At 73.3% G+C, this 20,761-nt stretch carries 21 protein-coding genes and 1 pseudogene; 13 read left to right on the plus strand and 9 right to left on the minus strand.

Features of this window, described 5'->3' with window-relative positions:
* Positions 1–11: 11 nt before the first annotated feature.
* On the minus strand, positions 12–452 hold the full coding sequence (locus tag ACZ303_RS28790) for an Lrp/AsnC family transcriptional regulator (RefSeq protein WP_467343396.1): 441 nt from the start codon (positions 450–452) through the stop codon (positions 12–14).
* Positions 453–647: 195 nt separating this feature from the next.
* Between ACZ303_RS28790 and ACZ303_RS28795 the strand changes: the two genes are divergently transcribed.
* Positions 648–1,019: a hypothetical protein gene (locus tag ACZ303_RS28795; RefSeq protein WP_467343397.1), complete on the plus strand. Its 372-nt coding sequence runs from the start codon at positions 648–650 to the stop codon at positions 1,017–1,019.
* A 197-nt stretch (positions 1,020–1,216) separates the two neighbouring features.
* Here ACZ303_RS28795 and ACZ303_RS28800 read toward each other — a convergent pair whose 3' ends face one another.
* A complete protein-coding gene (locus tag ACZ303_RS28800) occupies positions 1,217–2,389 on the minus strand; it encodes an acyl-CoA dehydrogenase family protein (protein WP_467343398.1) in 1,173 nt (390 codons plus the stop codon).
* A gap of 350 nt (positions 2,390–2,739) precedes the next feature.
* Between ACZ303_RS28800 and ACZ303_RS28805 the strand changes: the two genes are divergently transcribed.
* The 5 genes and pseudogenes from ACZ303_RS28805 (at position 2,740) to ACZ303_RS28825 (ending at position 7,362) form a co-directional block, all read left to right on the plus strand.
* Positions 2,740–4,002, plus strand: a complete 1,263-nt coding sequence (locus tag ACZ303_RS28805) for a glycoside hydrolase family 18 protein (protein WP_467343399.1) — start codon at positions 2,740–2,742, stop codon at positions 4,000–4,002.
* Positions 4,003–4,125: 123 nt separating this feature from the next.
* The gene (locus ACZ303_RS28810) at positions 4,126–4,761 is read left to right on the plus strand and encodes a hypothetical protein (protein WP_467343400.1); all 636 of its coding nucleotides are present in this window, start codon (positions 4,126–4,128) and stop codon (positions 4,759–4,761) included.
* Positions 4,762–5,003: 242 nt separating this feature from the next.
* A pseudogene (dhaL, locus tag ACZ303_RS28815) lies at positions 5,004–5,633 on the plus strand (dihydroxyacetone kinase subunit DhaL); the annotation flags it as partial.
* 90 nt (positions 5,634–5,723) lie between these two features.
* A complete protein-coding gene (locus ACZ303_RS28820; RefSeq protein WP_467343476.1) occupies positions 5,724–6,110 on the plus strand; it encodes a PTS-dependent dihydroxyacetone kinase phosphotransferase subunit DhaM in 387 nt (128 codons plus the stop codon).
* Positions 6,111–6,222: 112 nt separating this feature from the next.
* Positions 6,223–7,362, plus strand: coding sequence for a PP2C family protein-serine/threonine phosphatase (locus ACZ303_RS28825; RefSeq protein ID WP_467343401.1), 1,140 nt, complete (start codon positions 6,223–6,225; stop codon positions 7,360–7,362).
* 15 nt (positions 7,363–7,377) lie between these two features.
* Here the strand turns inward: ACZ303_RS28825 and ACZ303_RS28830 are convergent, their stop codons facing one another.
* Complete coding sequence (locus ACZ303_RS28830) at positions 7,378–8,118, minus strand: PIG-L deacetylase family protein (RefSeq protein ID WP_467343402.1); 741 nt, start codon at positions 8,116–8,118, stop codon at positions 7,378–7,380.
* Positions 8,119–8,272: 154 nt separating this feature from the next.
* Here ACZ303_RS28830 and ACZ303_RS28835 point away from each other — a divergent pair, with 154 nt between their 5' ends.
* The 3 genes from ACZ303_RS28835 to ACZ303_RS28845 are packed head-to-tail and all read left to right on the plus strand — an operon-like array spanning position 8,273 to position 11,192.
* Positions 8,273–9,334, plus strand: coding sequence for an ABC transporter substrate-binding protein (locus ACZ303_RS28835; RefSeq protein ID WP_467343403.1), 1,062 nt, complete (start codon positions 8,273–8,275; stop codon positions 9,332–9,334).
* Entirely contained in the window at positions 9,335–10,399 is a 1,065-nt protein-coding gene (locus ACZ303_RS28840) for a FecCD family ABC transporter permease (RefSeq protein ID WP_467343404.1), read from the plus strand.
* Position 10,400: 1 nt separating this feature from the next.
* Complete coding sequence (locus ACZ303_RS28845; protein ID WP_467343405.1) at positions 10,401–11,192, plus strand: ABC transporter ATP-binding protein; 792 nt, start codon at positions 10,401–10,403, stop codon at positions 11,190–11,192.
* 59 nt (positions 11,193–11,251) lie between these two features.
* Here ACZ303_RS28845 and ACZ303_RS28850 read toward each other — a convergent pair whose 3' ends face one another.
* From ACZ303_RS28850 to ACZ303_RS28870, 5 genes are all read right to left on the minus strand, one after another.
* A complete protein-coding gene (locus ACZ303_RS28850) occupies positions 11,252–12,415 on the minus strand; it encodes an oxygenase MpaB family protein (RefSeq protein WP_467343406.1) in 1,164 nt (387 codons plus the stop codon).
* Positions 12,416–12,504: 89 nt separating this feature from the next.
* Positions 12,505–13,560 carry a polyprenyl synthetase family protein gene (locus ACZ303_RS28855; protein ID WP_467343407.1) on the minus strand — a complete coding sequence of 352 codons (1,056 nt, stop codon included), beginning with the start codon at positions 13,558–13,560 and terminating at the stop codon, positions 12,505–12,507.
* On the minus strand, positions 13,550–13,825 hold the full coding sequence (locus ACZ303_RS28860; RefSeq protein ID WP_467343408.1) for a polyprenyl synthetase: 276 nt from the start codon (positions 13,823–13,825) through the stop codon (positions 13,550–13,552). The genes ACZ303_RS28855 and ACZ303_RS28860 overlap by 11 nt, the downstream gene beginning before the upstream one ends.
* A gap of 258 nt (positions 13,826–14,083) precedes the next feature.
* A complete protein-coding gene (locus tag ACZ303_RS28865) occupies positions 14,084–15,040 on the minus strand; it encodes an L-tyrosine/L-tryptophan isonitrile synthase family protein (protein WP_467343409.1) in 957 nt (318 codons plus the stop codon).
* A gap of 9 nt (positions 15,041–15,049) precedes the next feature.
* Positions 15,050–16,285, minus strand: a complete 1,236-nt coding sequence (locus ACZ303_RS28870; RefSeq protein WP_467343410.1) for a cytochrome P450 family protein — start codon at positions 16,283–16,285, stop codon at positions 15,050–15,052.
* A 259-nt stretch (positions 16,286–16,544) separates the two neighbouring features.
* Here ACZ303_RS28870 and ACZ303_RS28875 point away from each other — a divergent pair, with 259 nt between their 5' ends.
* Genes ACZ303_RS28875 through ACZ303_RS28885 form a run of 3 tightly spaced genes read left to right on the plus strand, consistent with a single transcriptional unit; the run spans position 16,545 to position 19,746 of the window.
* Positions 16,545–16,793, plus strand: a complete 249-nt coding sequence (locus ACZ303_RS28875; protein ID WP_467343411.1) for a hypothetical protein — start codon at positions 16,545–16,547, stop codon at positions 16,791–16,793.
* On the plus strand, positions 16,790–19,204 hold the full coding sequence (locus ACZ303_RS28880; protein WP_467343412.1) for a heavy metal translocating P-type ATPase: 2,415 nt from the start codon (positions 16,790–16,792) through the stop codon (positions 19,202–19,204). The genes ACZ303_RS28875 and ACZ303_RS28880 overlap by 4 nt, the downstream gene beginning before the upstream one ends.
* On the plus strand, positions 19,201–19,746 hold the full coding sequence (locus tag ACZ303_RS28885; protein ID WP_467343413.1) for a copper chaperone PCu(A)C: 546 nt from the start codon (positions 19,201–19,203) through the stop codon (positions 19,744–19,746). The genes ACZ303_RS28880 and ACZ303_RS28885 overlap by 4 nt, the downstream gene beginning before the upstream one ends.
* 88 nt (positions 19,747–19,834) lie before the next feature.
* Here the strand turns inward: ACZ303_RS28885 and ACZ303_RS28890 are convergent, their stop codons facing one another.
* Positions 19,835–20,440 (minus strand): sigma-70 family RNA polymerase sigma factor, encoded by a 606-nt coding sequence (locus tag ACZ303_RS28890; RefSeq protein ID WP_467343414.1) that lies wholly within the window; start codon positions 20,438–20,440, stop codon positions 19,835–19,837.
* A 61-nt stretch (positions 20,441–20,501) separates the two neighbouring features.
* On the opposite strand from ACZ303_RS28890, the gene ACZ303_RS28895 reads away from it, so the two are divergent.
* Positions 20,502–20,747, plus strand: coding sequence for a zf-HC2 domain-containing protein (locus ACZ303_RS28895; protein ID WP_467343415.1), 246 nt, complete (start codon positions 20,502–20,504; stop codon positions 20,745–20,747).
* Positions 20,748–20,761: the final 14 nt, after the last annotated feature.

Below are 20,761 nucleotides of genomic sequence, written 5' to 3' on the forward strand. Positions count from 1 at the left end.
GGACAAAACGTTCACACCCGTGGCGGCCGCGCCTCATACGGTGTCGACAGCACGATCGTCGTCCGCGTGGAGACCCCCGCCAACGAGCGGATACGGGCGAGCAGGTGCTCGAGCTCCAGGGGCGTCGCCACCCGGACCTTCAGGATGTAGTTCTCCTCGCCGGCCACGCTGTGACACGCCTCGATCTCGGGGATCTCGGTGAGCCGGTCGGCGATGTCGTCGGGGGCGCTGGGGTCGAAGGGCTTCACCGAGATGAACGCGGTGAGCGGCAGCCCGACGGCCTCGGGGTCGACGACCGCGGCGTAGCCACGGATGACGCCCCGCTGTTCGAGCCGGCGCACGCGCTGATGCACCGCCGAGGTGGACAGGCCAGTGGCCTTCCCCAGGTCGGTGTAGCTCATCCGCCCGTCCTTGACGAGCAGTTCCACGATTTCTCTGTCCAGCTCCTCCACGCGGATCAACCTACTGCGTCACGGTCGGCCCGGCACAGCCGACGGCCCGAACGCCCGCGCAAGCCATGTGATGAACAACACGCCCATGCACCCGTGTCCACCGGGGTAAGGCGATTACCCGACTCGGGACACGGGAAGTGCTTGCTGTGGTCGAGGCCGAGGTGCCTGACCGGCCCATCCGAGGGGGAGAAAGATATGCCCAGCCTGGAACGCCTCAATGAAGGCGACGGCAGCCCGTACGAGCCCTACGACATCACCGCGATGTTCCGGGTGACGTGCCCGGACTGCGCGCGTCCGATCGCGCTGCTGCCCGATGAGGACGTCCTTCCGGAGCACGCGCTGTGCCCGTCGCCCTGGAACCCCTTCGGGCTCACGGTGTGCGCCGGTTCGGGCCGCGGCGTGGAGGGCGCCGCCCCGGCCGACGAGTCGCTGGACGCCCGGGACTGCGACACCGCCCTGCTGCTCACGCTGCCGGAGAGCCTGGACTGGCGGACCCAGCCCTTCTCCCACGTCGGCGGCCCCGGCTCCCGCCCGCTGGGCGTCCCGGGGATGCGTCGCCGGGCCTGAGGGCCCGTAGAACCCGTAGAACCCGTAGAACCCGTAGAACCCGTAGAACCCGTAAAAGGGGCGTTCTCCGTCCGGCGGTCCATGCGGGCATCGTCCCGCGCGGATCTCCCCGGGCGTGGACCTCCGCTGACGCGTCACCCGAACGAGTCGCGTCGGGTGAACCGGCCCCCCGAGCGGGCCGGTTCACCGGGCGGCGGTCAGCGGGACTCGGGGCCCGCGAGGTGGCGGGCGACGACCATGCGCTGGATCTGGTTGGTGCCCTCGACGATCTGGAGCACCTTGGCCTCGCGCATATAGCGCTCGGCGGGGAAGTCGGCGGTGTAGCCGTAGCCGCCGAGGAGCTGCACGGCGTCGGTGGTCACCTTCATCGCGGCGTCGGTGCAGAAGAGCTTGGCCATGGCCGCCTGCTTGGAGAACGGCAGGCCCGCGTCGCGCAGCCGGGCCGCGGCGAGGTAGAGGGCGCGGCCCGCCTCGATCTGCGTGGCCATGTCGGCGAGCATGAAGCGCAGGCCCTGGAAGTCGGCGAGCGGGCGGCCGAACTGCCGCCGCCCCGCCACGAAGGCGAGTCCCTCGTCGAGCGCGGCCTGGGCGATCCCGATGGCGCAGGCGGCGATGCCCAGGCGCCCGGAGTCCAGCGCGGACAGGGCGATGGCGAAGCCCTGCCCCTCCTCACCGATGCGGCGCGCGTCGGGGATCCGTACGCCGTCGAAGTGCAGCTGGGCCGTGGGCGAGCCCTTCATGCCCATCTTGCGCTCCGGCGGGGCGGCCGTGAGGCCGGGGGCGTCGCCGGGGACGAGGAAGGCGGTGATGCCGTGGGCGCCCTCGCCGCCGGTGCGCGCGAGGACGGTGTAGAAGTCCGCGATGCCGCCGTGGGTGATCCACGCCTTGGTGCCCTCGATGGTCCAGGTGTCGCCGTCGCGGGTGGCGCGGGTGCGCAGGGAGGCGGCGTCGGAGCCGGCGGCCGGCTCGGAGAGGCAGTAGGCGCCGAGCGTTCCGCCGCCGAGCATCGCGGGCAGGTGGGCGGCCTGCTGCTCCTTGGTGCCGTAACCGGCCAGGGCGTGGCAGGCGAGGGTGTGCACACTGACGCCGAGGCCGACGGTGAGGCGGGCGGCGGCGAGCTCCTCCAGGACCTGGAGGTAGACCTCGTACGGCTGGTCGCCGCCGCCGAACTCCTCGGAGTACGGAAGGGCGAGCAGCCCGGACGCGGAGAGCAGCCGGAAGGTCTCGCGCGGGAAGTGCCCGGCGTCCTCCTCCTCGGCGGCGCGGGGTTCGATCTCCCGCTGCACCAGATCACGTACGAGCGCGATCAGATCGCGGGCCTCCTCGGTGGGCAGCTGACGCTCCACCGGCTGCGGGCCGTGGTCGGTCATGGCGGCGCTCTCCTCCCTGTCGGGCGCTGCGGCGACGGGCGCGCAAGGGTGTGGCGCCGCCGCCGGTGGTGCCCAGCCAATGGTCCCCTGCCGGGTCGCGGCACCGGATGACCTGCGGCTGTGGCGGGTTGGAGTATGCCCGATCAGCGGCGCGACGTCACGGGTTGACAAGTGCCCACCAACGCTTGAAGAGCCGCTGCCGGGCCGGTGGCCGGCCGCTGAACGGGATTGGTCCGAACCATTGACCGTACTGGTCTAGTCCTTCTACGGTTTCCCCACCGTTCAGCGCGTCCATGCCAAACACGGACAGGTCACCCCCCAACTCTCCCCACCCCACCGAGGAGACCGCCATGCCCCGACCGCACGCCGACGCCCCCCGACGCCGCCCCCGCACCCTCCTCGCGGCCTTCGCCGCCGGCAGCGCGATGCTCGCCACCACGCTCTTCACCGGCACCGCCGCGGCCGGCCCCGCCGCCGTCGGGTCCGACGGGTCCGACGAGACGGCCGCCGGGCACCGCGTCGTCGGCTACTTCACCAACTGGGGTGTCTACGGCCGCAATTACCACGTCAAGAACATCGAGACCTCCGGCTCGGCCGCCAAGCTCACGCACATCAACTACGCCTTCGGCAACGTCACCGGCGGCAAGTGCGCGATCGGCGACTCCTACGCCGACTACGACAAGGCGTACGACGCGGCCGGCAGCGTCGACGGCAAGGCCGACACCTGGGACAACGGCGCCCTGCGCGGCAACTTCAACCAGCTGCGCAAGCTGAAGAAGCTGCACCCGAACCTGAAGGTGGTCTGGTCCTTCGGTGGCTGGACCTGGTCCGGCGGCTTCGGCGAGGCCGCCAGGAATCCGGCGGCGTTCGCCGAGTCCTGTTACGGCCTGGTCAAGGACCCGCGCTGGGCCGATGTCTTCGACGGCATCGACATCGACTGGGAGTACCCGAACGCCTGCGGCCTGACCTGCGACACCAGCGGCCGCGACGCCTTCGGGAAGATGATGGCCGCGCTGCGCGCCAAGTTCGGCACCCGCAACCTCGTCACGGCCGCCATCACGGCGGACGCCTCGGCGGGCGGCAAGATCGACGCCGTGGACTACGCGGGCGCGGCGCGCTACGTCGACTGGTACAACCCCATGACGTACGACTACTTCGGCGCCTGGGACGCGAAGGGCCCCACGGCCCCGCACTCGCCCCTGACCTCCTACAACGGCATTCCCAAGGCGGGCTTCAACACGGAGGCGACGATCGGGAGGCTCAGGTCGCTGGGCGTCCCGCCGTCGAAGCTGCTGCTGGGCATCGGCTTCTACGGGCGCGGCTGGACCGGTGTCACCCAGTCCGCCCCGGGCGGCACGGCCACGGGCCCGGCGAATGGCACGTACGAGGACGGCATCGACGACTACAAGGTCCTCAAGGCCAAGTGCCCCGCGAACGGCACGGTGGCGGGCACGGCGTACGCCAAGTGCGGCAGTGACTGGTGGAGCTACGACACCCCCTCCACGATCGCCGGGAAGATGGCCTACAAGAACCGTCAGGGCCTCGGCGGGACCTTCTTCTGGGAGCTGAGCGGTGACACGGCGAACGGTGAGCTGATCAAGTCCATCAACTGACGCCGACCCGGTCGGGCGGGCTCCGCGCGATGCCGGTCATCCCGCGGGGCCCGCCCGTCCCGGCGCACCAGAGGGCGCCGGGTATGTTGGGGCGATCATGTACCTGGCATCCCGGAGGGGACCGTGAGCACGTCCGACACTGCTCGGCCGACCGTGGGCGCCGAGCGCGCGGACGCGCCGACGGGCCCCGACGGGCGGTCCCGGTGGCTCAACACCGTCAAATGGGCCCTGATCGTCCCGGTCCTGGCCGTCCTGGCCGGCTGGTGCGCCCAGTATCCGTACGGCATCTGGCTCGCGGTTCCGCTCGCGTTCGTCACCATCGGCGCGGCGGCGATCGTCGCGGGCAGCTCGTGGCGGCGTCCCGGCGCCGCGACCCTGGCCTGTGTCGCGGCCTTCGCCCTGCTGTTCTTCGCCGGTCCCACGCTCTACGACCTGTACGCGAAGAAGCTCGGCGAGCCCGTCGACGCCGTGGTGGCCCAGGAGGGCAAGCGGCAGAACTCCAGGGGCACCGAGCTGGACACCTGCATGGTGATCGACACCTCCGGTGCCGTGCACCGGCTGTCGCAGCAGCAGAACTGCTTCGGCCAGTTCGAGCCGGGGCAGCCCGTCGTGCTGCTGAAGGACCGGGTCGGGCTGCTCGACCCGTACCTCGTGGCCCGCTCCGACCGCGCGCCCGACACCACCGGATCGGGCATCTCCGCCGGCCTGTTCGCGCTGACGGGCGCGAGCATGCTCTACGCGGGCCGCCGCCGGCGCTGACCGGGGCGGGCGGGGCGGCTCCGGCTCACAGCCTCGTGCGCCGGGGCGCCGGGCACGTCGGTTCACCCGGCGTCCCTGGGACCGTTCCGTACCGCGCTGTACCCGCCGGCCGTCGTGACCCGGCCGGTCGGGTACAGGTGCACGAGTGGCGATCACCTGGTCGAGGGCGCCGCACTACGCTGAGCCGGGCCGGGCCCGTACCAGCTGGTGCGGGCTGTTCCAGCGACGAGGAGCCACCGCACATGACCGTCCCGCTCGACCTGGCCTTCTTCCACCGCTTCCTGGACCGCGCCACGCGCGTGATCGTCGCGGAGGCGGCGCGGCTGACCGACCTCGACGCCGCCATCGGCGACGCCGACCACGGCGCCAACCTCAAGCGGGGCTTCACCTCCGCCACCGAGACCGTGACCGGCGCCGCCGAACCTCCGGCGACGCCGGGCGCGCTGCTGACGGCGGTCGGCGCGCACCTGACCAACACCGTCGGCGGCGCGTCCGGGCCGCTGTACGGGACGGTGCTGCGCCGGATGGGCAAGATCCTCGGCGATGACGCGTTGGTCGAGCCGGAGACGCTGGGGCGGGCACTGGCGGCGGCCGTGGCGAGCGTACGGCGGCTGGGCGACTCGGCGCCCGGCGACAAGACGATGGTCGACGCGTTGCAGCCGGCCGCCGACGCGTACGCCGCCGCCCTCGCGCAGGGGGACGTGACGGCCGCGCTGGACGCGGCGGCGCGCGCCGCCCGCGAGGGCGCGGAGGCGACGATCCCGATGCGGGCGCGGCGCGGGCGCGCCAGCTATCTGGGGGAACGCAGCATCGGCCACCAGGACCCGGGCGCCACGTCGTCCGCGCTGCTGATCACCGCGCTGTACGCGGCCACCGACCCGGAGCTGTGCGCGGCGCCCGTGGCGGCGGAGGCGCCGGCGGAGCAGGCGGCGCCCGTGACGGAGCCCGTCGGCCGGGTCGGCATGGTGCTGGTCTCGCACAGCCGCGAGGTGGCCGTCTCGACGGCCGCGCTCGCCCGGGCCCTGGTCGGCACGGGCGACCCGGCGCCGGCCGCGGCCGCCGGCGGGCTGCCCGACGGGTCCGTGGGCACCAGCGCCGAGCTGGTCCGCCGGGCGGTGGCCGAGGTGGACGGGGGCCGGGGCGTGGTGGTGCTGTGCGACATGGGCAGCGCGGTCCTCACGGTCAAGGCGCTGCTGGGCGACGGCTCGCTGGGGACGGCGGACGTGCGGATCGCGGACGCGCCCTTCGTGGAGGGCGCGGTGACCGCGCTGGTGACGGCGTCGGCGGGGGGCGATGTGGAGGCGGTGCTCGCGGCGACGGACGACGCGCGCACGTACCGCAAGCTCTGAGGCGCCTCCACGTCCCAAGATCGCTGCGGTGGCCGCCACCCACCGGCCGTGGAAGGCTGTCTGTGGCGAAATGCCCAGCAAAGCCCCTTTTCGGCGTGGAGGTCCCGCAACGGTGTCGTCGCGCAGCACGCCTTTCGCGCTCGTTGTGGTCTATCTCGTGGTCATCGTGGCCGTCGACGTGATGACCCCGGCCTATCTGCGGCTGGACCTCTTCGCGGCGCTCGCGCCGATGACGGCCGCCGCGCTGTGCAGCTACCGGCAGACGGTGTTCGTGGGCATCCTCGACTTCGCCCTGATGGTGACCCTGCACAGCGTGCTGATCACGGACGTGGCCGTCAACCGCGTCGGCTCGTTCGTCGGCAACGGCCTGATGGTGGGCGCGAGCATCGCCGTCGCGCGGCTGCGGCGCGACGGCGACGAGCTGCTGGAGCGGGTACGGGCCACCGGGGAGGCCGCGCAGCGGGCGCTGCTGAGGCCTCTGCCGCTGCGCACACACAGCGTGGTGGTCGACGGCTTCTACGTCTCCTCGCAGCGGGAGGCGTTGATCGGCGGCGACATCTACGAGGTCGTCGACACCCCGTACGGGACACGGGTGCTCATCGGTGACGTCCGCGGCAAGGGGCTCGGCACGCTGGGGGCGGGGGCGGCGGTGCTGACGGCGTTCCGGGAGGCGGCGTACCACCGGCCGGACCTGGAGAGCGGGGTGGAGGCGATGGAGCAGGGCCTCTACCGCTACCACCGGTCGGCGGCGTACCAGGCCGGGATGCCCACCGACCCTTCCGGCGCCGCCGGGGAGGACGTGGCGCTGCGCGCCTCGGAGGAGTTCGTGACGGCGCTGGCCTTCGGCACGGAGGAGGGCGCGCCGGGACAGGAGGGACAGGTGCCCGTGGTGTTCGTGGACTGCGGGCACGTGGCGCCGTTCCTGATCGGGCCGGACGGCGAGGTGCGCGAGCTGGACGCGGCGGACCCGGGGCTGCCGCTGGGCCTGGGCAATCTGACCGCCGTGCCCCGCACCGGCCGGCGGATCGCGCTGCCCGCCGAGTGCCGGGTGCTGGCCTGCACGGACGGGGTGACGGAGGCGCGGGCCCCGGACGGCGGCTTCTATCCGCTGGCGGAGCGGCTGGGCGCGTGGGCCGCGCTGCCGACGCCGGAGCTGCTCACGCGGCTGCGGGCGGACCTGTCCGCGCACACCGGCGGGAGGCTCCAGGACGACGTGGCGGTCCTGGTGCTGGAACGGGCGCCCGCCGCGTGACGGGGCCTTCGCTCCTCAGCGGCTGAACAGCTCGAACGCGACGCCGGACCGGCCGCCGAAGCGCTCGGAGACCGCCTTCATGTTGCCCTCCAGGAAGCGGCGGCAGTATGCCTCCGGTTCCTCCTGGGTGAGCGCCTCGATGTACGTGCGGTGGCAGAGCAGTGAGGCGACGGCCCGCTCCAGGCCGCTGCTGGCGTCGATGGCGTGGGTGGGCCGCGGGGAGCCCGCGACGGCCACGTAACGCACGCCGTCCCAGGGCAGCAGCCCCTCCTCGGCGAGTTCGGGGAAGATCCAGCGGTTGCCGGCGTCCCCGACGGCGTCGAGGGTGGCCCGGCCGACGGCCCGGTGGTCGGGGGTGTTCCAGGCGACGGAGCCGCCGAAGGACCAGGTGTCGTGGTGGTTGAGGGTGAGGACGAGCTCGGGTCGGTGGCGGCGGATGGCGGCGGCGAAGTCACGGCGCAGCGCGGTCCCGTACTCGATGACGCCGTCGTGGTGGCCCAGGAATTCGACGGTCGTCACTCCGACGGCGGCGGCGCTGGCCCGCTGTTCCCGCTCGCGCAGCGGGCCGGCCTCGGCGGGGGCGAGGGTGTCGATGCCCGCCTCGCCGAGGCTGGCCAGCAGATAGACACACTCGCGGCCGTCGTCGAGCCAGGTCGCGATGGCCGCGGAGGCGCCGTATTCGAGGTCGTCGGGGTGGGCGACGATCGCGAGGGCGCGTCGCCAGTCGGTGGGCATCTCCTGGAGCTGGTCCGCCATGCCGGGTCTCCTTCGCACATCGGTCGGGCGTTCGGAGCAGCGTACGTCGCGGTTCTTCGCGACACGCGGGAACCGGGCGGGTGCGCGGTCCGACTACCTGATCCGGGTCCGCAGGCGCGGGCCCGTGCGGACGTCGATTTCTGGAGAGTTTCTGATGCGCCCTCGTGTGTGGTGCGGTGTGCTGGCCGCTGTGGCCCTGTCGGCGACGGCGTGCGGCGGCGGTGGGAAGGCGGACGAGGCCGCCGAGGACGACGCGGGGGCGGCGCGGGCGGGCTTCCCGGTGAGCGTCTCCGACTGCATGGGGGCGAGGACGACGTTCGACGCCCCGCCCAAGAGGATCGTCACGAGCAACTCCGCGAGCCTGGAGCTGCTGATGTGGCTCGGCGCGGGCGACAAGGTGGCCGGTACGGGCTTCCCGCCCGGCAAGGGCGTACTGCCGGGTGAGTTCTCGGACCGGGCGGCGAAGGTGCCGGTGCTGGGGAAGACCGTCATCCCCAAGGAGAAGCTGCTGGGCTCGGGCGCGGACCTGTACGTCGACGCGTTCTCGTCCATGAAGAACATGGGCAAAATGGGCGACGCCCCGACGCCCAAGGAGTTCGAGACCGCCGGGATCAAGCACGTCTTCCTCAAGTCGACGGCGTGCGCGTCGATGAGCAAGTCCGCGCGGACGGACCTGTCGGGCGTCGAGGCCGACATCGAGGAGCTCGGCAAGGTCACGGGCACGTCCAAGCGCGCGGGCGAGCTGGTCGCGGCCATGCGGCAGAAGACGGGCGCGGTCCGCGACGCCCTCAAGGACGTGCCGGAGGGCAAGCGCCCGTCGTACTTCTTCTTCGACTACGACGCGGGCACCAAGCAGCCGATGGCGGTCTGCGACCGGCAGGTCGCCAACGCCGTGATCACCCAGGCGGGCGGCCGGAACGTCTTCGCGGACTGCGCCGGCGACTTCAAGCCCGTCGGCTGGGAGGACGTCGTGGCGAAGAACCCCGACTGGATCCAGCTCGGGGTCCGCAACCGCGGCAGCGAGGAGGCGAACAAGAAGGCGTTCGACGAGGCCGCCGACTTCCTGCGCTCCTTCCCCGCGACGAAGGACCTCACCGCGGTGAAGGAGGGCCGCTTCGTGCGCATCGGTTCGGAGCGGACGACGATCGGCGGGGTGCGCAGCGCCGACACGGTGCGGGAGATCGCCCACACGCTCCACCCGGACCGGGTCAAGTAGATGGCGGCGCTCACCGCGGCGGTCGAGGAGGAGCGCGAGCCGGGGATACGGGCCGGCCGGGCCGGCGCCGTCCTGGGTGCCGCCCTGTCGGCCGCGCTGGTCGCGTCCGTGTGTCTGGGGTCGTCGGACGTGCCGCTCGGCGAGGTGTGGTCGGCGGTGGCGCGCGGCGTGAGCGGGGAGCACCCCGTGCCGGGCACCCGGGATCTGATCGTGTGGCAACTGCGGGTGCCGCGCGCCCTGCTGGCGGCCGTGGTGGGCGCGGGCCTGGGCCTGGTCGGCACGGCCGTGCAGGCCCTGGTCCGCAACCCGCTCGCCGACCCGTATCTGCTGGGCATCTCCAGCGGCGCGTCACTGGGCGCGGTCGGGGCGATCGTGCTGGGGGCGGGCGCGGGCGGGCTGCTCGGGCTGGGCCTGTCGGCGGCGGCGTTCGCCGGGGCACTGGCGTCCTTCGCGCTGGTGTGGGCGATGGCCCGGCGCGGTGGCGGGTTCTCCCCCCTGCGGCTGGTGCTGTCGGGGGTGGGGATCGGGCAGTTCCTGTCGGGCTTCACCCACTATCTGGTGCTCCAGGCGGGCGACGACCAGCAGACGCACGGGGTGCTGTTCTGGCTGATGGGCTCGCTCGGCGGCGCCCAGTGGTCCACGCTGGCGGTGCCCGTGGCCGCGGTGCTGCTCGGCCTGGCGGCCCTGCTGGCGCGGGCCCGCGCGCTGGACGCCCTGCTGATGGGCGACGAGACCGCGGCCGGCCTGGGCGTGGACGTGGTGCGGCTGCGGCGCGAGCTGTTCGTGGTGACGAGCGTGCTCACGGGTGTGCTGGTGTCGGTGTCGGGGGCGATCGGCTTCGTGGGGCTGATGGTGCCGCACGTGTGCCGGATGGTGGTCGGCGGCGCCCACCGGCGGCTGCTGCCGGTGGCCGCGCTGTTCGGCGCGGTCCTGCTCGTCGTCGTCGACCTGGTGGCCCGTACGGCCCTGCCGGACCAGGAGCTGCCGGTGGGCGTCGTCACCGCGCTGATCGGTGCGCCGACCCTGCTGTATCTGCTGGACCGGCGCCTGGAGAAGGGACACTGACATGCGGATCGCCATCGAGGACCTGGAAGTGACCCTGTCCGGGCGGACCGTGGTCTCCGGCGTCCACCTGGTCGCGCGCGACGGGGAGATCGCCGGGCTGATCGGCCCCAACGGCAGCGGCAAGTCGACCGTACTGCGCACCGTCTACCGCTATCTGCGCCCGCACGCCGGGCGGGTCCTGCTCGGCGACACCGACCTGCGCGCGCTGACCGCGGCCGAGACGGCCCGGCAGGTGGCGGCGCTGCCGCAGGAGCGCGGCAGCGACTTCGAGCTGTCGGTGCGGGCGGTCGTGGCGATGGGCCGTACGCCCTACAAGCGGGCGTTCGCCGGCGAGGACCGCGCCGACGCGGACATCGTGGCGGCGTCCCTGGAACAGGTCGGCATGGCCGGCGCCGGTGGCCGCCGGTTCTCGACCCTCTCCGGAGGGGAACGCCAGCGCGTACTGCTGGCGCGGGCCCTGGCCCAGGACCCGAAGGTCCTGGTCCTGGACGAGCCGACGAACCACCTGGACGTACGCCACCAGGTGGAGTTGCTGGCCCTCCTGCGCGCACAGCGCCGCACGACGCTGCTGTCGCTGCACGACCTCAACGCGGCGGCCTCTCTGTGCGACCGCCTGCACGTGCTGCACGAGGGCTCGGTGGTGGCCTCGGGCACACCACTGGAGGTCTTGACCCCGGAGCTCCTGGCGGAGGTCTTCGGGGTACGGGCGGCGGTGGTGCCTCACCCCTTGACGGGGGATCCGTTGATCGCCTTCGACCATCGGGCGGTGGCGGGGCGGGTGCCGGTCGGCTGATTTTTTTCGGTGCCCTCAATGACTGGGCGGCCCGTGCCATCGAGGTCTCAGTACATGGGTCAGTAAGAGACGGTGGAGGCGGGCGGAGTCCACCGGTGGGCGCGGGACACCGCGTTGGAGATGCCGTACTCCTTTTTGAGCTGTTCGGGGATGGCGTAGTGCATGACGCGTCCGCGGGTGAGAGAGGACAGCTCGAAGATGGTGGTGAGGTGGCCGAGGCGGTCCAGGGCCCAGGCGCCGAGGGGGGAGCGGTCCTCGATGGTCTCCAGGACGCCGAGAAGGTGGGGCACGGCCTTGACGACGGTGTCCCATGTGGTGCGGGGCACCTGGAGCCAGTCGGCGCAGGTGTCGCCGATCAGGTGGCGGATGAGAGCGGAGACGATCGGGTCGAAGAAGGTCCCGGGTACGACCTCCTCATAAAGGTCGATGAGCTGTCGAGTCAGGTGCGTGCCTTCCTCGGAAGGCCCCATGTGCCGGATCATGTACAGGTCGAGGAACCGGCGGCCCTCGTCGAGAGACGGGGGAACGGCGTCCTGGTCGACGCCGAGCATGGCACCGACCACGCGCCAGGCGTAGTAGTAGGCTTCCGCGCCTTCCGCCGACATATGGATGCCGAGGCGGTCCAGGCTGTCCAGCACGAGCAGGGAGAAGAACATCTGTCCGCCGATCAGGTCCTCCTGGCAGATCGGCGTTCCGAGCACGCCGGTGTCCCACCGGCTCTCGCGTTCGAGGTGGTGGCGGATGGAGGCGTGCAGGAGGCGGACCTTCTGGGCGGCGGGGATGAAGCGGCTGCCGGCCTCGAAGGCGCCGGGCTGCATCAGGTAGACGGTGAACTGGCCGGTCTCCGACATCCGCTTGGAGGGGTACTCCAGCCCATGGGTCGCCGACAGGAGCTTCGCCACGTGCGGGACGACGTAGCAGGCGGGCATGGAGGCGAAGGACAGAGCTGTGGAGATGTGCACGTTGTTGTCGATGAAGAACAGCCGGGCCTTCTCCATCTCCCCCCAGTCGACCCAGACCGGCGGGGCACTCGTGGCCTGAAGGTACTCCCGGGCGACATCGGGCAGCCCGTCCGGCAGGGGAGCGCCCGCGGAGGAGACGTAGCGCATCAGCGTGTTGAACTTGCCCACCTCCCCGCGTTCGAAGAGTGCGGCGACGGTGGCGTCGGCGAGTTCGTCACCGGCCTGCCGCAGGGCGTCCATCGATGCCTGGGTGTAGGTCATGGCAGAGCTCCTTGTCTTCCAGCGGGGTGTCCACGACAGGCGGGAGGCCTGGCCGGGGGCAGCACGCGCGTGCCGCCCCTGTGCGAGGGTCAGGACAGGCGGACGGCCGCCGAGTGCGCCAGCGCGGTCAGGGCAGCGGCGGCGTGCGGGGGTACGTCCAGCTCGTGGAGGGCGCCGAGGGATTCCTCGACCCGCGCGGTGATCATGTCCTCGACGCGGTCGGGGGCCTTCAGCCGGCGCATCACCTCGCGTACCGCGTGCAGACCGTCCCCGTCCAGGTCGCGTCGGCCCAGGAGGGCGCGGAGTTGCTCCCGGTCGTCATCGCCGGCGATGCGCCAGGTCTCTGCCAGCAGGGCCGTGGGCCGGTGGCCGCGTACGTCGTCGGCGTTGGCCTTGCCGGTGCGTTCCGGGTTTCCGAACAGGCCGAGCAGGTCGTCCCGCAGCTGGAACGCCTCGCCCAGCGGCAGCCCGTAAGCGGAGTAGCCCTCGCGCAGCCGCCCGCCGGCCCCGGCCAGGGCCCCGCCGATCAGCAGGGGCTGCTCGACGGTGTACTTGGCGGTCTTGTACCGGATCACCTTCAGCGACGCCGTGGTGTCCGGCTCGGCTCCGGTACGCAGGATCTCCAGGCACTCGCCCGCGATCAGCTCCCGGGCCAGTACCGACCACAATGGGCGGGCCCGGGCCAGATACGCGGCGGGCAGCCCGCTGGTGGCGAACAGTTGCCCGGCCAACCCCATCAGCAGATCTCCCACCAGCATCGCCAGCGACCTGGCGGCGGCGACGGCACGCGGGCGATGGCGTACGGCAGCGCGCAGAGCGATGTGCGCGGTGGGACGGCCGTGCCGTAACGCGCTGTCGTCGATGAGGTCGTCGTGCACGACCGCGGCGGCATGCACCAGCTCCATGGAGGCCGCCGCCCGTACCAGCGCGTCACTGTCCGGTTGTCCCACCGCGCGCCAGCCCCAGTAACAGAACGCCGCCCGCATCCGTTTGCCGTCCGCGACCGCGGCCTCCAGCTGCTCGGCCACCGGGCCCAGGACCGGGTCGATCGCCGCGAACCGGTCGGCCTCCCGGGCGACGAACGGGTGTACCACCTCGTCGACGCGGGTCTTGAACGCGGACGGCTCCCACCGGTCAGAGGTCATCGGCAGCCTGCCGGGCCAGGGCGTGCCGGGCGAGGATCTCCAGGCGGGCCGGGGGTACGGCCGCATACCGGTCCAGCACCAGGCGCCCGCGCGCCATCAGATCATGCTCGGCCTCCGCCGCCAGCTCCGCGGCGTCCGAGCGGCGCAGCAGCCCCCGCAGCGTCCCCAGGGCCGAACACATCGTGCTCACCGCCAGATCGGCCAGCCCGGCCACCAGCAGGACCGCCCGCTCGTCCGGGCCTCCGCGCCGTCCCGCTTCCTGCATCGGCCACTCCCCCCAACAGCGCTTCCGGCGGCGCCGGTTACACGCCCTTCTTCCCAGCATCACGGCACACCGGGCATCAGAGGGCAGGAAGCCACGATCGAGTGGCCGCATCGCTTGACCGTACGGATGGCGGCTGCCGCAGTCCCGCACCGGCGCCCCCATACCGCTCAACCTTCGATGGCACGAACATGCTGATCACCAACCTTCAGTGGCAACGACCAGACTCCGCCGTCACAGGACAACGACCACACTGTCCGCTCAGGCCACCGCCTCGAAGTGGCTGGGCCGGCCGTCCCGCAGCACCAACCGCCCCAACCCCTCCGCATCGGCCCGCCGCAGCAGCCGCGCCCCAGCCCGCTGCCGCAGCACCACCGCATGCCAAGGCGTGGCCCACGCGTCGGCCGAATCGAGCAGCCGGATCCCGAATTTCGCGGCCCCCGGCCGCTGCGGGTGGATCGACAGCCGCACGGACCGCGGATGGCGATCGGCGATCAGGTCGCCCCAGGCCCGGCTCCGGGCGATGACCCCGTACGCCCGTGCCCGGCAATCCCGTTGCAGCGCCGACCGCGTCCCGGCGAAGCCCGCCGTGTCCTCGACGAGGAAGCGGGTGATGCCGCGATAGAGCCGCGCGGTCTCCTCGTCGCCGCGGGCCTGCGCGCGAAGGGCGTCGACGGACGGCGCGTACGCGTCCGTGACGAGCCGGCGCTTCGTGTCGTGGTCCAGGTCGCCGTGGACGTCGCGCAGGTCGAACGTGTCGAGCCGGGTCAGGCCCTCGCGGTGGATGAGGGCGCGCAGTTCGTCCCCGTAGGCGTCGATGTGCGCGTCGGGTACGCCGATGAGGTCGCCGAAGATGTGGCCGTCGGAGCAGATGAGCATCCGGGCGCCCGGCTCGTACATCTCGCCCACGCGCGCGCAGAGGCGGTCGAGGAAGGCGAGGGAGAGGCGCTCGCCCTCGTCGGGGAGGTGGCCGAGGACCTTGGCGGGGTTGGGCGACTTGCAGGGGAAGCCGGGGAGCGTGAAGACGACCGGCTCACCCGCCCGCGTGAACTCACCTATCTGGCGCAGTTGCTCGGGGTGATCGGCGGGATCGGAGGACGCCGGTCCGCTGGTGCGGTGGTAGGGCAGGAGGAGCCGCAGCAGACTCGCCTCGATGGGTTCGGCGGGGTCCGGGGAGGTGATGGAGGGGGCGGCCGGGGCGGCGCAGGTGATCGTCATGTGCGGCACTCATCCACGGGGGCGGGGGCAGGCGGGCCGGTCGTAGGCGACGGGCAGCGCGCCGACGCCCCGGCCGAGGACGGCGGGGATCCAGGAGAGTTCGTCGTCCGGCACGGCGAGCCGCAGGCCCGGCAGCCGGGCGATCAAGGTGCCGAGGGCGACCTGGAGTTCGATACGGGCCAGGGCCGCGCCCGGACAGAAGTGGATGCCGTGGCCGAAGGACAGGTGCGAGCCCTGGGCCCGGTCGAGGTCGAGGGTGTCGGGGTCGGGGAACCGCTCGGGGTCGCGGTTGGCGGCGCACAGGGAGACGATCACGGAGTCGCCGGCCGGGACGCGGGTGCCGTGCAGCTCGGCGTCCTCGGCGAGGAACCGCCATGTCGTCAGCTCGAAGGCGCCGTCGAGGCGCAGGAGTTCCTCGACGGCGTTCGCCATCAGCTCCGGCTCGGCGCGCAGGCGCTCCAGGGCCTGCGGGTGGCGGAGCAGGGCGACCATGGCGGTGGTGATCTGGTTGGTGACGGGTTCCTGGCCGGCCACCAGGAGCTGGAAGATCATGGAGTCCAGCTCCTCCGGGCTGAGTTCGCCGGTGTCGCGGGCGGCGACCAGGCCGCCGAGGAGCCCGTCGCCGGGGTCCGCCACGACCTCGGCGATGTACGCCTGGAGCTCGCGCAGCAGCGCCTCGTACGCGGGGCGGCCCGGGTCCGCCGGTCCGACGGGCGCCACGACCCTGCCCCATTCGCGGCGGAAGCGGGCGGCGAGGTGCGGGGGCAGCCCGATGACCTCGGCGAGCACCTGGAAGGGGAAGCGGGCGGCGAAGCAGCGGACGAGATCCGCGGAGCCGGCCCCGGTGGGCATGGCGTCGACGAGTGCGTCGGCCATCTCCTGGAAGCGCGGGCGCATCTGCTCCACCCGGCGCGGCGCGAAGGCGTCGGTGACCAGGCGGCGCATGGCGGTGTGCTTGGGCGGGTCCTGGTGGAGGAGGTGGACCTGGAGCTGCGAGTGCTGCGGCTCGGGCATGATCGAGGCGCGGGCGCGCCAGCGGTCGTTGCCCCGGGCGTGGTTCTTGCCGAGCCGGGGGTCGGCGAGGGTCCGCTGGGCCGCGGTGTGGCCGATGACCAGCCACGCGGTGACCCCGCTGGGGAAGAGCACCCGGTGGATCGGGCCGGCGGCGCGCATGCGCGCGTACAGCGGATACGGATCCCGCTTGTACTCGGGGCCGTAGAGGGGGATCGGGTCGGGCAGCGACACGGTGGGAGCTCCTCGCGAAGTCGTGGACCCCTGAGAAGTCGGATGAAAGGGGAAGTGAGTTCCCGGCTGTCGTCGTCCGTTCCCGAGCCCCTTTCCGATCGTTCATGGCGGTCGCCCGGGCTGTGGGACGCGCCTCGCGATCCTTGGGTAGTCGGCCCGGAGGGCCCGCTGGTTCCCGGGGGCGAAAGGGATGATCCTCACGCGCCGGAAGCCGGTCGCGAGCCGACGGAAGCGGCCTTCTCCATGCCACGATGCGGCGATGACCGCTCGTCACGTCCTCAGCCCGATCCGTGCCTACGCAACGCTGTTCGGCTTCGTCCTGCTGCTGGCCGCCCTCTTCGGTGTCGCGTACGCGGCCGGGGCGGCGGCCGGGCCCGCCTTCCCCGGCATACACCGCACCGGCGGCGGTTCCGGCGGCTCGGGTCCGGGCGGCGGGTCCGGCGACATGGGCGGTATGGGCGGCATGCACGGCATGGGCGCTCCGGCCGCCGGGCAGGTGGCCCGATGAGCGCGTCGAACACGACGGGTACGACGGACTCTCCCATCACGGACGTCACCACCGAACTGATCGTCGGTGGGATGACCTGTGCGGCGTGCGTCGCCCGCGTGGAGAAGAAGCTCGGGCGGGTGGAGGGCGTGAGCGCCGCCGTCAACCTCGCCACCGGCCGCGCCCGGGTCAGCCATCCGGCGCGGGTGAGTGCGGCGGAGCTGATCGCCGTCGTGGAGGGCGCGGGCTTCACCGCCGCGCTGCCCCGGCCGGAGGCCGCCGAGAAGCCGGAGGCCGGTGAGGCCGCGGCGGCGACGGCCAGGACCCGGCTGCTGGTCACGGCGCTGCTCTCGGTTCCGGTCCTGGTGTTGTCGATGGCTCCGGGGCTGCAGTTCCGCAATTGGCAGTGGCTGTGCTTCGTCCTGGCCACGCCGGTCGCCGTGTGGGGCGCGTGGCCGTTCCACGAGAAGGCGCTGCGGGGGCTGCGGCACACGACCGCCACCATGGACACCCTGGTGTCCCTCGGTGTCCTCGCCTCCTACTCCTGGTCGGCCTACGCGCTGTTCTTCGGCGGCGCGGGCGATCCGGACATGCGGATGCCGTTCACACTGGTGCCGTCCATGGCTGGCGGAGTGGCGGACGTGTACCTCGAAGCGGTCGTGGGCGTACCGCTGTTCGTCCTGCTCGGCCGGCTGCTGGAGGCGCGCGCCCGGCACCGTACGGGGTCGGCGCTGCGGGCGCTCGCCTCGCTCGCCGCGAAGGACGTCGTCGTACGGGTCGACGGCGTCGAGCGCCGGGTGCCCATCGAAGAGCTCCGGGTCGGCGACCACTTCGTCGTACGCCCCGGCGAGCGGGTCGCGACCGACGGCGTCGTCGTCACGGGCGGCTCCGCGCTGGACCTGTCGCTGGTGACGGGCGAGAGCGCGCCCGTCGAGGCCGGCCCCGGCTCGGCCGTGGTCGGCGGTGCCGTCAACTCCGGCGGTCTGCTGGAGGTACGGGCCGAGGCGGTCGGCGCGGACACCCGGCTCGCCCGGATCGCCCGGCTGGTGGAGGACGCGCAGGCGGGCAAGGCGAAGGCGCAGCGCGTCGCGGACGCGGTGGCGGGGGTGTTCGTCCCGGCGGTGCTGGCCGTCGCCGTCACCGTCCTCGGTTTCTGGCTCGGCGCGGGCGCCACCCCGCAGGCGGCGGTCACGGCATCCGTCGCGGTGCTCGTGGTCGCCTGCCCCTGCGCGCTCGGCCTCGCCACGCCCACGGCCCTGCTCGCGGCGACGGGCCGCGGCGCGGGCCTCGGCATCCTGGTCAGCGGCCCGCGGGCGCTGGAGGGGCTGCGCCGCGTGGACACGGTCGTCCTGGACAAGACGGGCACGCTGACCACGGGGTCGATGGCGGTGACGGGGGTGACCGTCCGCCCCGGCGGTATGGACACGGACGAGGTGCTGCGGCTGGCCGCGGCGGTCGAGCGGGGCTCGGAGCATCCGGTGGGCCGGGCGGTGTGCGCGTACGTGCCGGGCGTGGCGCTGCCGGAGGTCGCGGACTTCGCGGCGACTCCGGGCAAGGGTGTCGCCGGGCGGGTCGAGGGCCGGCTCGTGGAGGTCGTCCGGCCGGAGATCCCGGCCGCGCGGAAGAAGCCGCGCGCGTCCAAGGGCGGCCCCGGCGCCCTCCCGGAGGCGCTGGCCTCGGCCGTTCGCGGCGCCGAGAAGGACGGCCGGACCGTGGTGCTGGTGCGCGTGGGCGGCACGCCCGAGGCGGTGATCGCCCTCGGCGACACCGTGCGCTCCGGCGCGTACCGCGCGGTCGACCACCTCAAGCGGCTCGGCCTGCGGCCCGTCCTGGCCACCGGCGACAGCGAGGGCGCGGCGCGGGCCGTCGCCGAGGAACTCGGCATCACCGAGGTCCACGCGCGGGCCACGCCCGAGGACAAGGCGGAGCTCGTGCGCGGGCTGCGCGCGCAAGGGCGCCGGGTCGCGGTCATCGGCGACGGCGTCAACGACACCGCCGCGCTGGCCGGCGCGGACCTGGGCATCGCGATGGGCGGTGGCACGGACGCGGCGATCGGCGCGGCGGACGTGACGCTGGTCCGCGAGGACATGGCCGCCCTGGCGGACGCCGTCCGCCTGGCCCGCCGCACGTCGGCGACCGTCCGGGCCAATCTCGCCTGGGCGTTCGGCTACAACCTGGTCACCCTGCCGCTGGCCGCGGTCGGCCTGCTCAGCCCGATGGTCGCGGCGGCGGCGATGTCCGTCAGCTCGGTCCTGGTCGTGGCCAACAGCCTCCGGCTGCGCACCTGGCAGCCGGGGCCGGCGCGCCCCGCGGGGCGACGGCCCGGTGGGCGGCCCGTACGCGCCGGGGTGGGCCGGCCGGCCGGCGCGCCCGCCACCGAGACCCCGGCCCACTCCATCGCCCACTCCACCGCACGAGGTGACACCCGATGACGGACCCCTCATCCGGATCCACGGCCTCCGCCGATCGCCGCGACCTCCGCGACCGCCTCGCGGGAACCGCCCGCGCGGCCCTCGTGCCCATCATCGCCTGCGCGGTGACGCTCGGCGGGCTGGGCGCCTGGACGGTCTCGGGCGCGGCACGGCGCCCGGCCACCGTCACGGTCGAGGACGCGCGCGTCCTGCTCCCGTTCGGCGCGGACGACACCGCCGCCTTCTTCCGGGTGCGCAATGACGGTGACGTCGACGACGAGCTCCTCGCCGTCGACGTCCCGTCGGCCGGCGGCTCGATGCTCAGCCGTACCGTCGTCACCAAGGGCGCGGGTTCCATGCGGATGGTCCCGTCCATGGGCGTGCCGGCCGGCGGCACGCTGGAGATGTCGCCGCACGGCCTGGACGTCATGGTGATGGCGCCGCCCCGGCTGCGCCTCGGCGACCGGCTCCCCGTCACCCTGCGGTTCCGCGAGAGCGGGAGCGTGCGGGCGGAGGCGCGGGTCGTCCGCCCGGGAAGCCGACCCACTCCCCCGGGTCCCTGACCGGTCCACAAGACTCCGGTCCGGGCTCGGCGACGCCCCCCACCGCCGCCGATCCCGGACCGGTCACCGTCCTTCGTAGGCGGAGCCGCTAGGCCGCCGCCCGCGCTCCCGCCAGAACCGGCACCCGCGCCGACTCGCGCTCGGCCTCCCGCTCCGCCGTCTCCAACTGGACGATCAGCGCCTCGCGCGCCCGCGCCACCCGGGAGCGCACCGTGCCGACCGGGCAGCCCGCGACGACCGCGACCTCCGCGTACGGCAGGCCCAGCAGCTGTGTCAGGACGAACGCCTCCCGCCGTTCGTACGGCAGGCGGTCCAGCAACTGCGAGAGGGCCACGCCCTCGTCGAAGCCCGGCAGCTCCGCGGACTGGGTCCGCTCGGCTGCCGACTGCCAGTCGTCCGTGTCGGACAGCCGGGGCCGGGCCGCGTTGAAGCGGAGCCGGTCCACGACCGTACGGCGGGCGATGGACAGCAGCCAGGTACGGGCCGACGAACGGCCCTCGAAGCGCGGCAGCGAGCGCAGGGCGCGCAGGAACGTCTCCTGTACGAGGTCGTCCGCGCCCTGCGGGTCATTGCTGAGCCGCGCCACGTACCGGCGGACGTCGCTCTGGGTGGCGCGGATGAAGCGCTCCACCGCGTCGGCGTCACCGCCGCGCGCGGCGAGCGCCCAGGCGGTCACCGTCTCGTCGTCACGCATGGCGGCCTCCCGCGCGGGGGGTGGTGCGCGGGGCTCCGGCGGGGCCGGGGACGATGGCGGGGTGCACTGCGTCGAGTTCCGTACCGCCATATCCGCCCGCGTCGACGGCGAGGAGCTGCCGCCGGACATGTCCGGCACATCGCTCGACGCGCATCTGGTGATGTGCGCCGCCTGCCGTGGGTGGGAGGAGCGGGCGCGCCGGCTCAGGGTGCTGACGGCGGGGTTGGGTGTGGGCTCTGTCGGCGGGCTCGGTGGCGCGGGTGGCCTCGGTGGCGTGGGTGGCCACGACATCGGCGGCATCGGCTGAGGAAACCGTCGAAG

The sequence above is a fragment of the Streptomyces sp. NPDC023527 genome (genome assembly GCF_055560115.1).

What these genes read in the sequence shown, in the direction of transcription:
- ACZ303_RS28875 (WP_467343411.1), top strand. Translation starts at nt 16,545, where the DNA reads ATGACCGCTCGTCACGTCCTCAGCCCGATCCGTGCCTACGCAACGCTG.
- ACZ303_RS28855 (WP_467343407.1), bottom strand. Translation starts at nt 13,560, where the DNA reads ATGACCTCTGACCGGTGGGAGCCGTCCGCGTTCAAGACCCGCGTCGAC.
- ACZ303_RS28850 (WP_467343406.1), bottom strand. Translation starts at nt 12,415, where the DNA reads ATGACCTACACCCAGGCATCGATGGACGCCCTGCGGCAGGCCGGTGAC.
- ACZ303_RS28845 (WP_467343405.1), top strand. Translation starts at nt 10,401, where the DNA reads ATGCGGATCGCCATCGAGGACCTGGAAGTGACCCTGTCCGGGCGGACC.
- ACZ303_RS28835 (WP_467343403.1), top strand. Translation starts at nt 8,273, where the DNA reads ATGCGCCCTCGTGTGTGGTGCGGTGTGCTGGCCGCTGTGGCCCTGTCG.
- ACZ303_RS28880 (WP_467343412.1), top strand. Translation starts at nt 16,790, where the DNA reads ATGAGCGCGTCGAACACGACGGGTACGACGGACTCTCCCATCACGGAC.
- ACZ303_RS28860 (WP_467343408.1), bottom strand. Translation starts at nt 13,825, where the DNA reads ATGCAGGAAGCGGGACGGCGCGGAGGCCCGGACGAGCGGGCGGTCCTG.
- ACZ303_RS28865 (WP_467343409.1), bottom strand. Translation starts at nt 15,040, where the DNA reads ATGACGATCACCTGCGCCGCCCCGGCCGCCCCCTCCATCACCTCCCCG.
- ACZ303_RS28885 (WP_467343413.1), top strand. Translation starts at nt 19,201, where the DNA reads ATGACGGACCCCTCATCCGGATCCACGGCCTCCGCCGATCGCCGCGAC.
- ACZ303_RS28800 (WP_467343398.1), bottom strand. Translation starts at nt 2,389, where the DNA reads ATGACCGACCACGGCCCGCAGCCGGTGGAGCGTCAGCTGCCCACCGAG.
- ACZ303_RS28820 (WP_467343476.1), top strand. Translation starts at nt 5,724, where the DNA reads ATGGTGCTGGTCTCGCACAGCCGCGAGGTGGCCGTCTCGACGGCCGCG.
- ACZ303_RS28805 (WP_467343399.1), top strand. Translation starts at nt 2,740, where the DNA reads ATGCCCCGACCGCACGCCGACGCCCCCCGACGCCGCCCCCGCACCCTC.
- ACZ303_RS28830 (WP_467343402.1), bottom strand. Translation starts at nt 8,118, where the DNA reads ATGGCGGACCAGCTCCAGGAGATGCCCACCGACTGGCGACGCGCCCTC.
- ACZ303_RS28795 (WP_467343397.1), top strand. Translation starts at nt 648, where the DNA reads ATGCCCAGCCTGGAACGCCTCAATGAAGGCGACGGCAGCCCGTACGAG.
- ACZ303_RS28890 (WP_467343414.1), bottom strand. Translation starts at nt 20,440, where the DNA reads ATGCGTGACGACGAGACGGTGACCGCCTGGGCGCTCGCCGCGCGCGGC.
- ACZ303_RS28840 (WP_467343404.1), top strand. Translation starts at nt 9,335, where the DNA reads ATGGCGGCGCTCACCGCGGCGGTCGAGGAGGAGCGCGAGCCGGGGATA.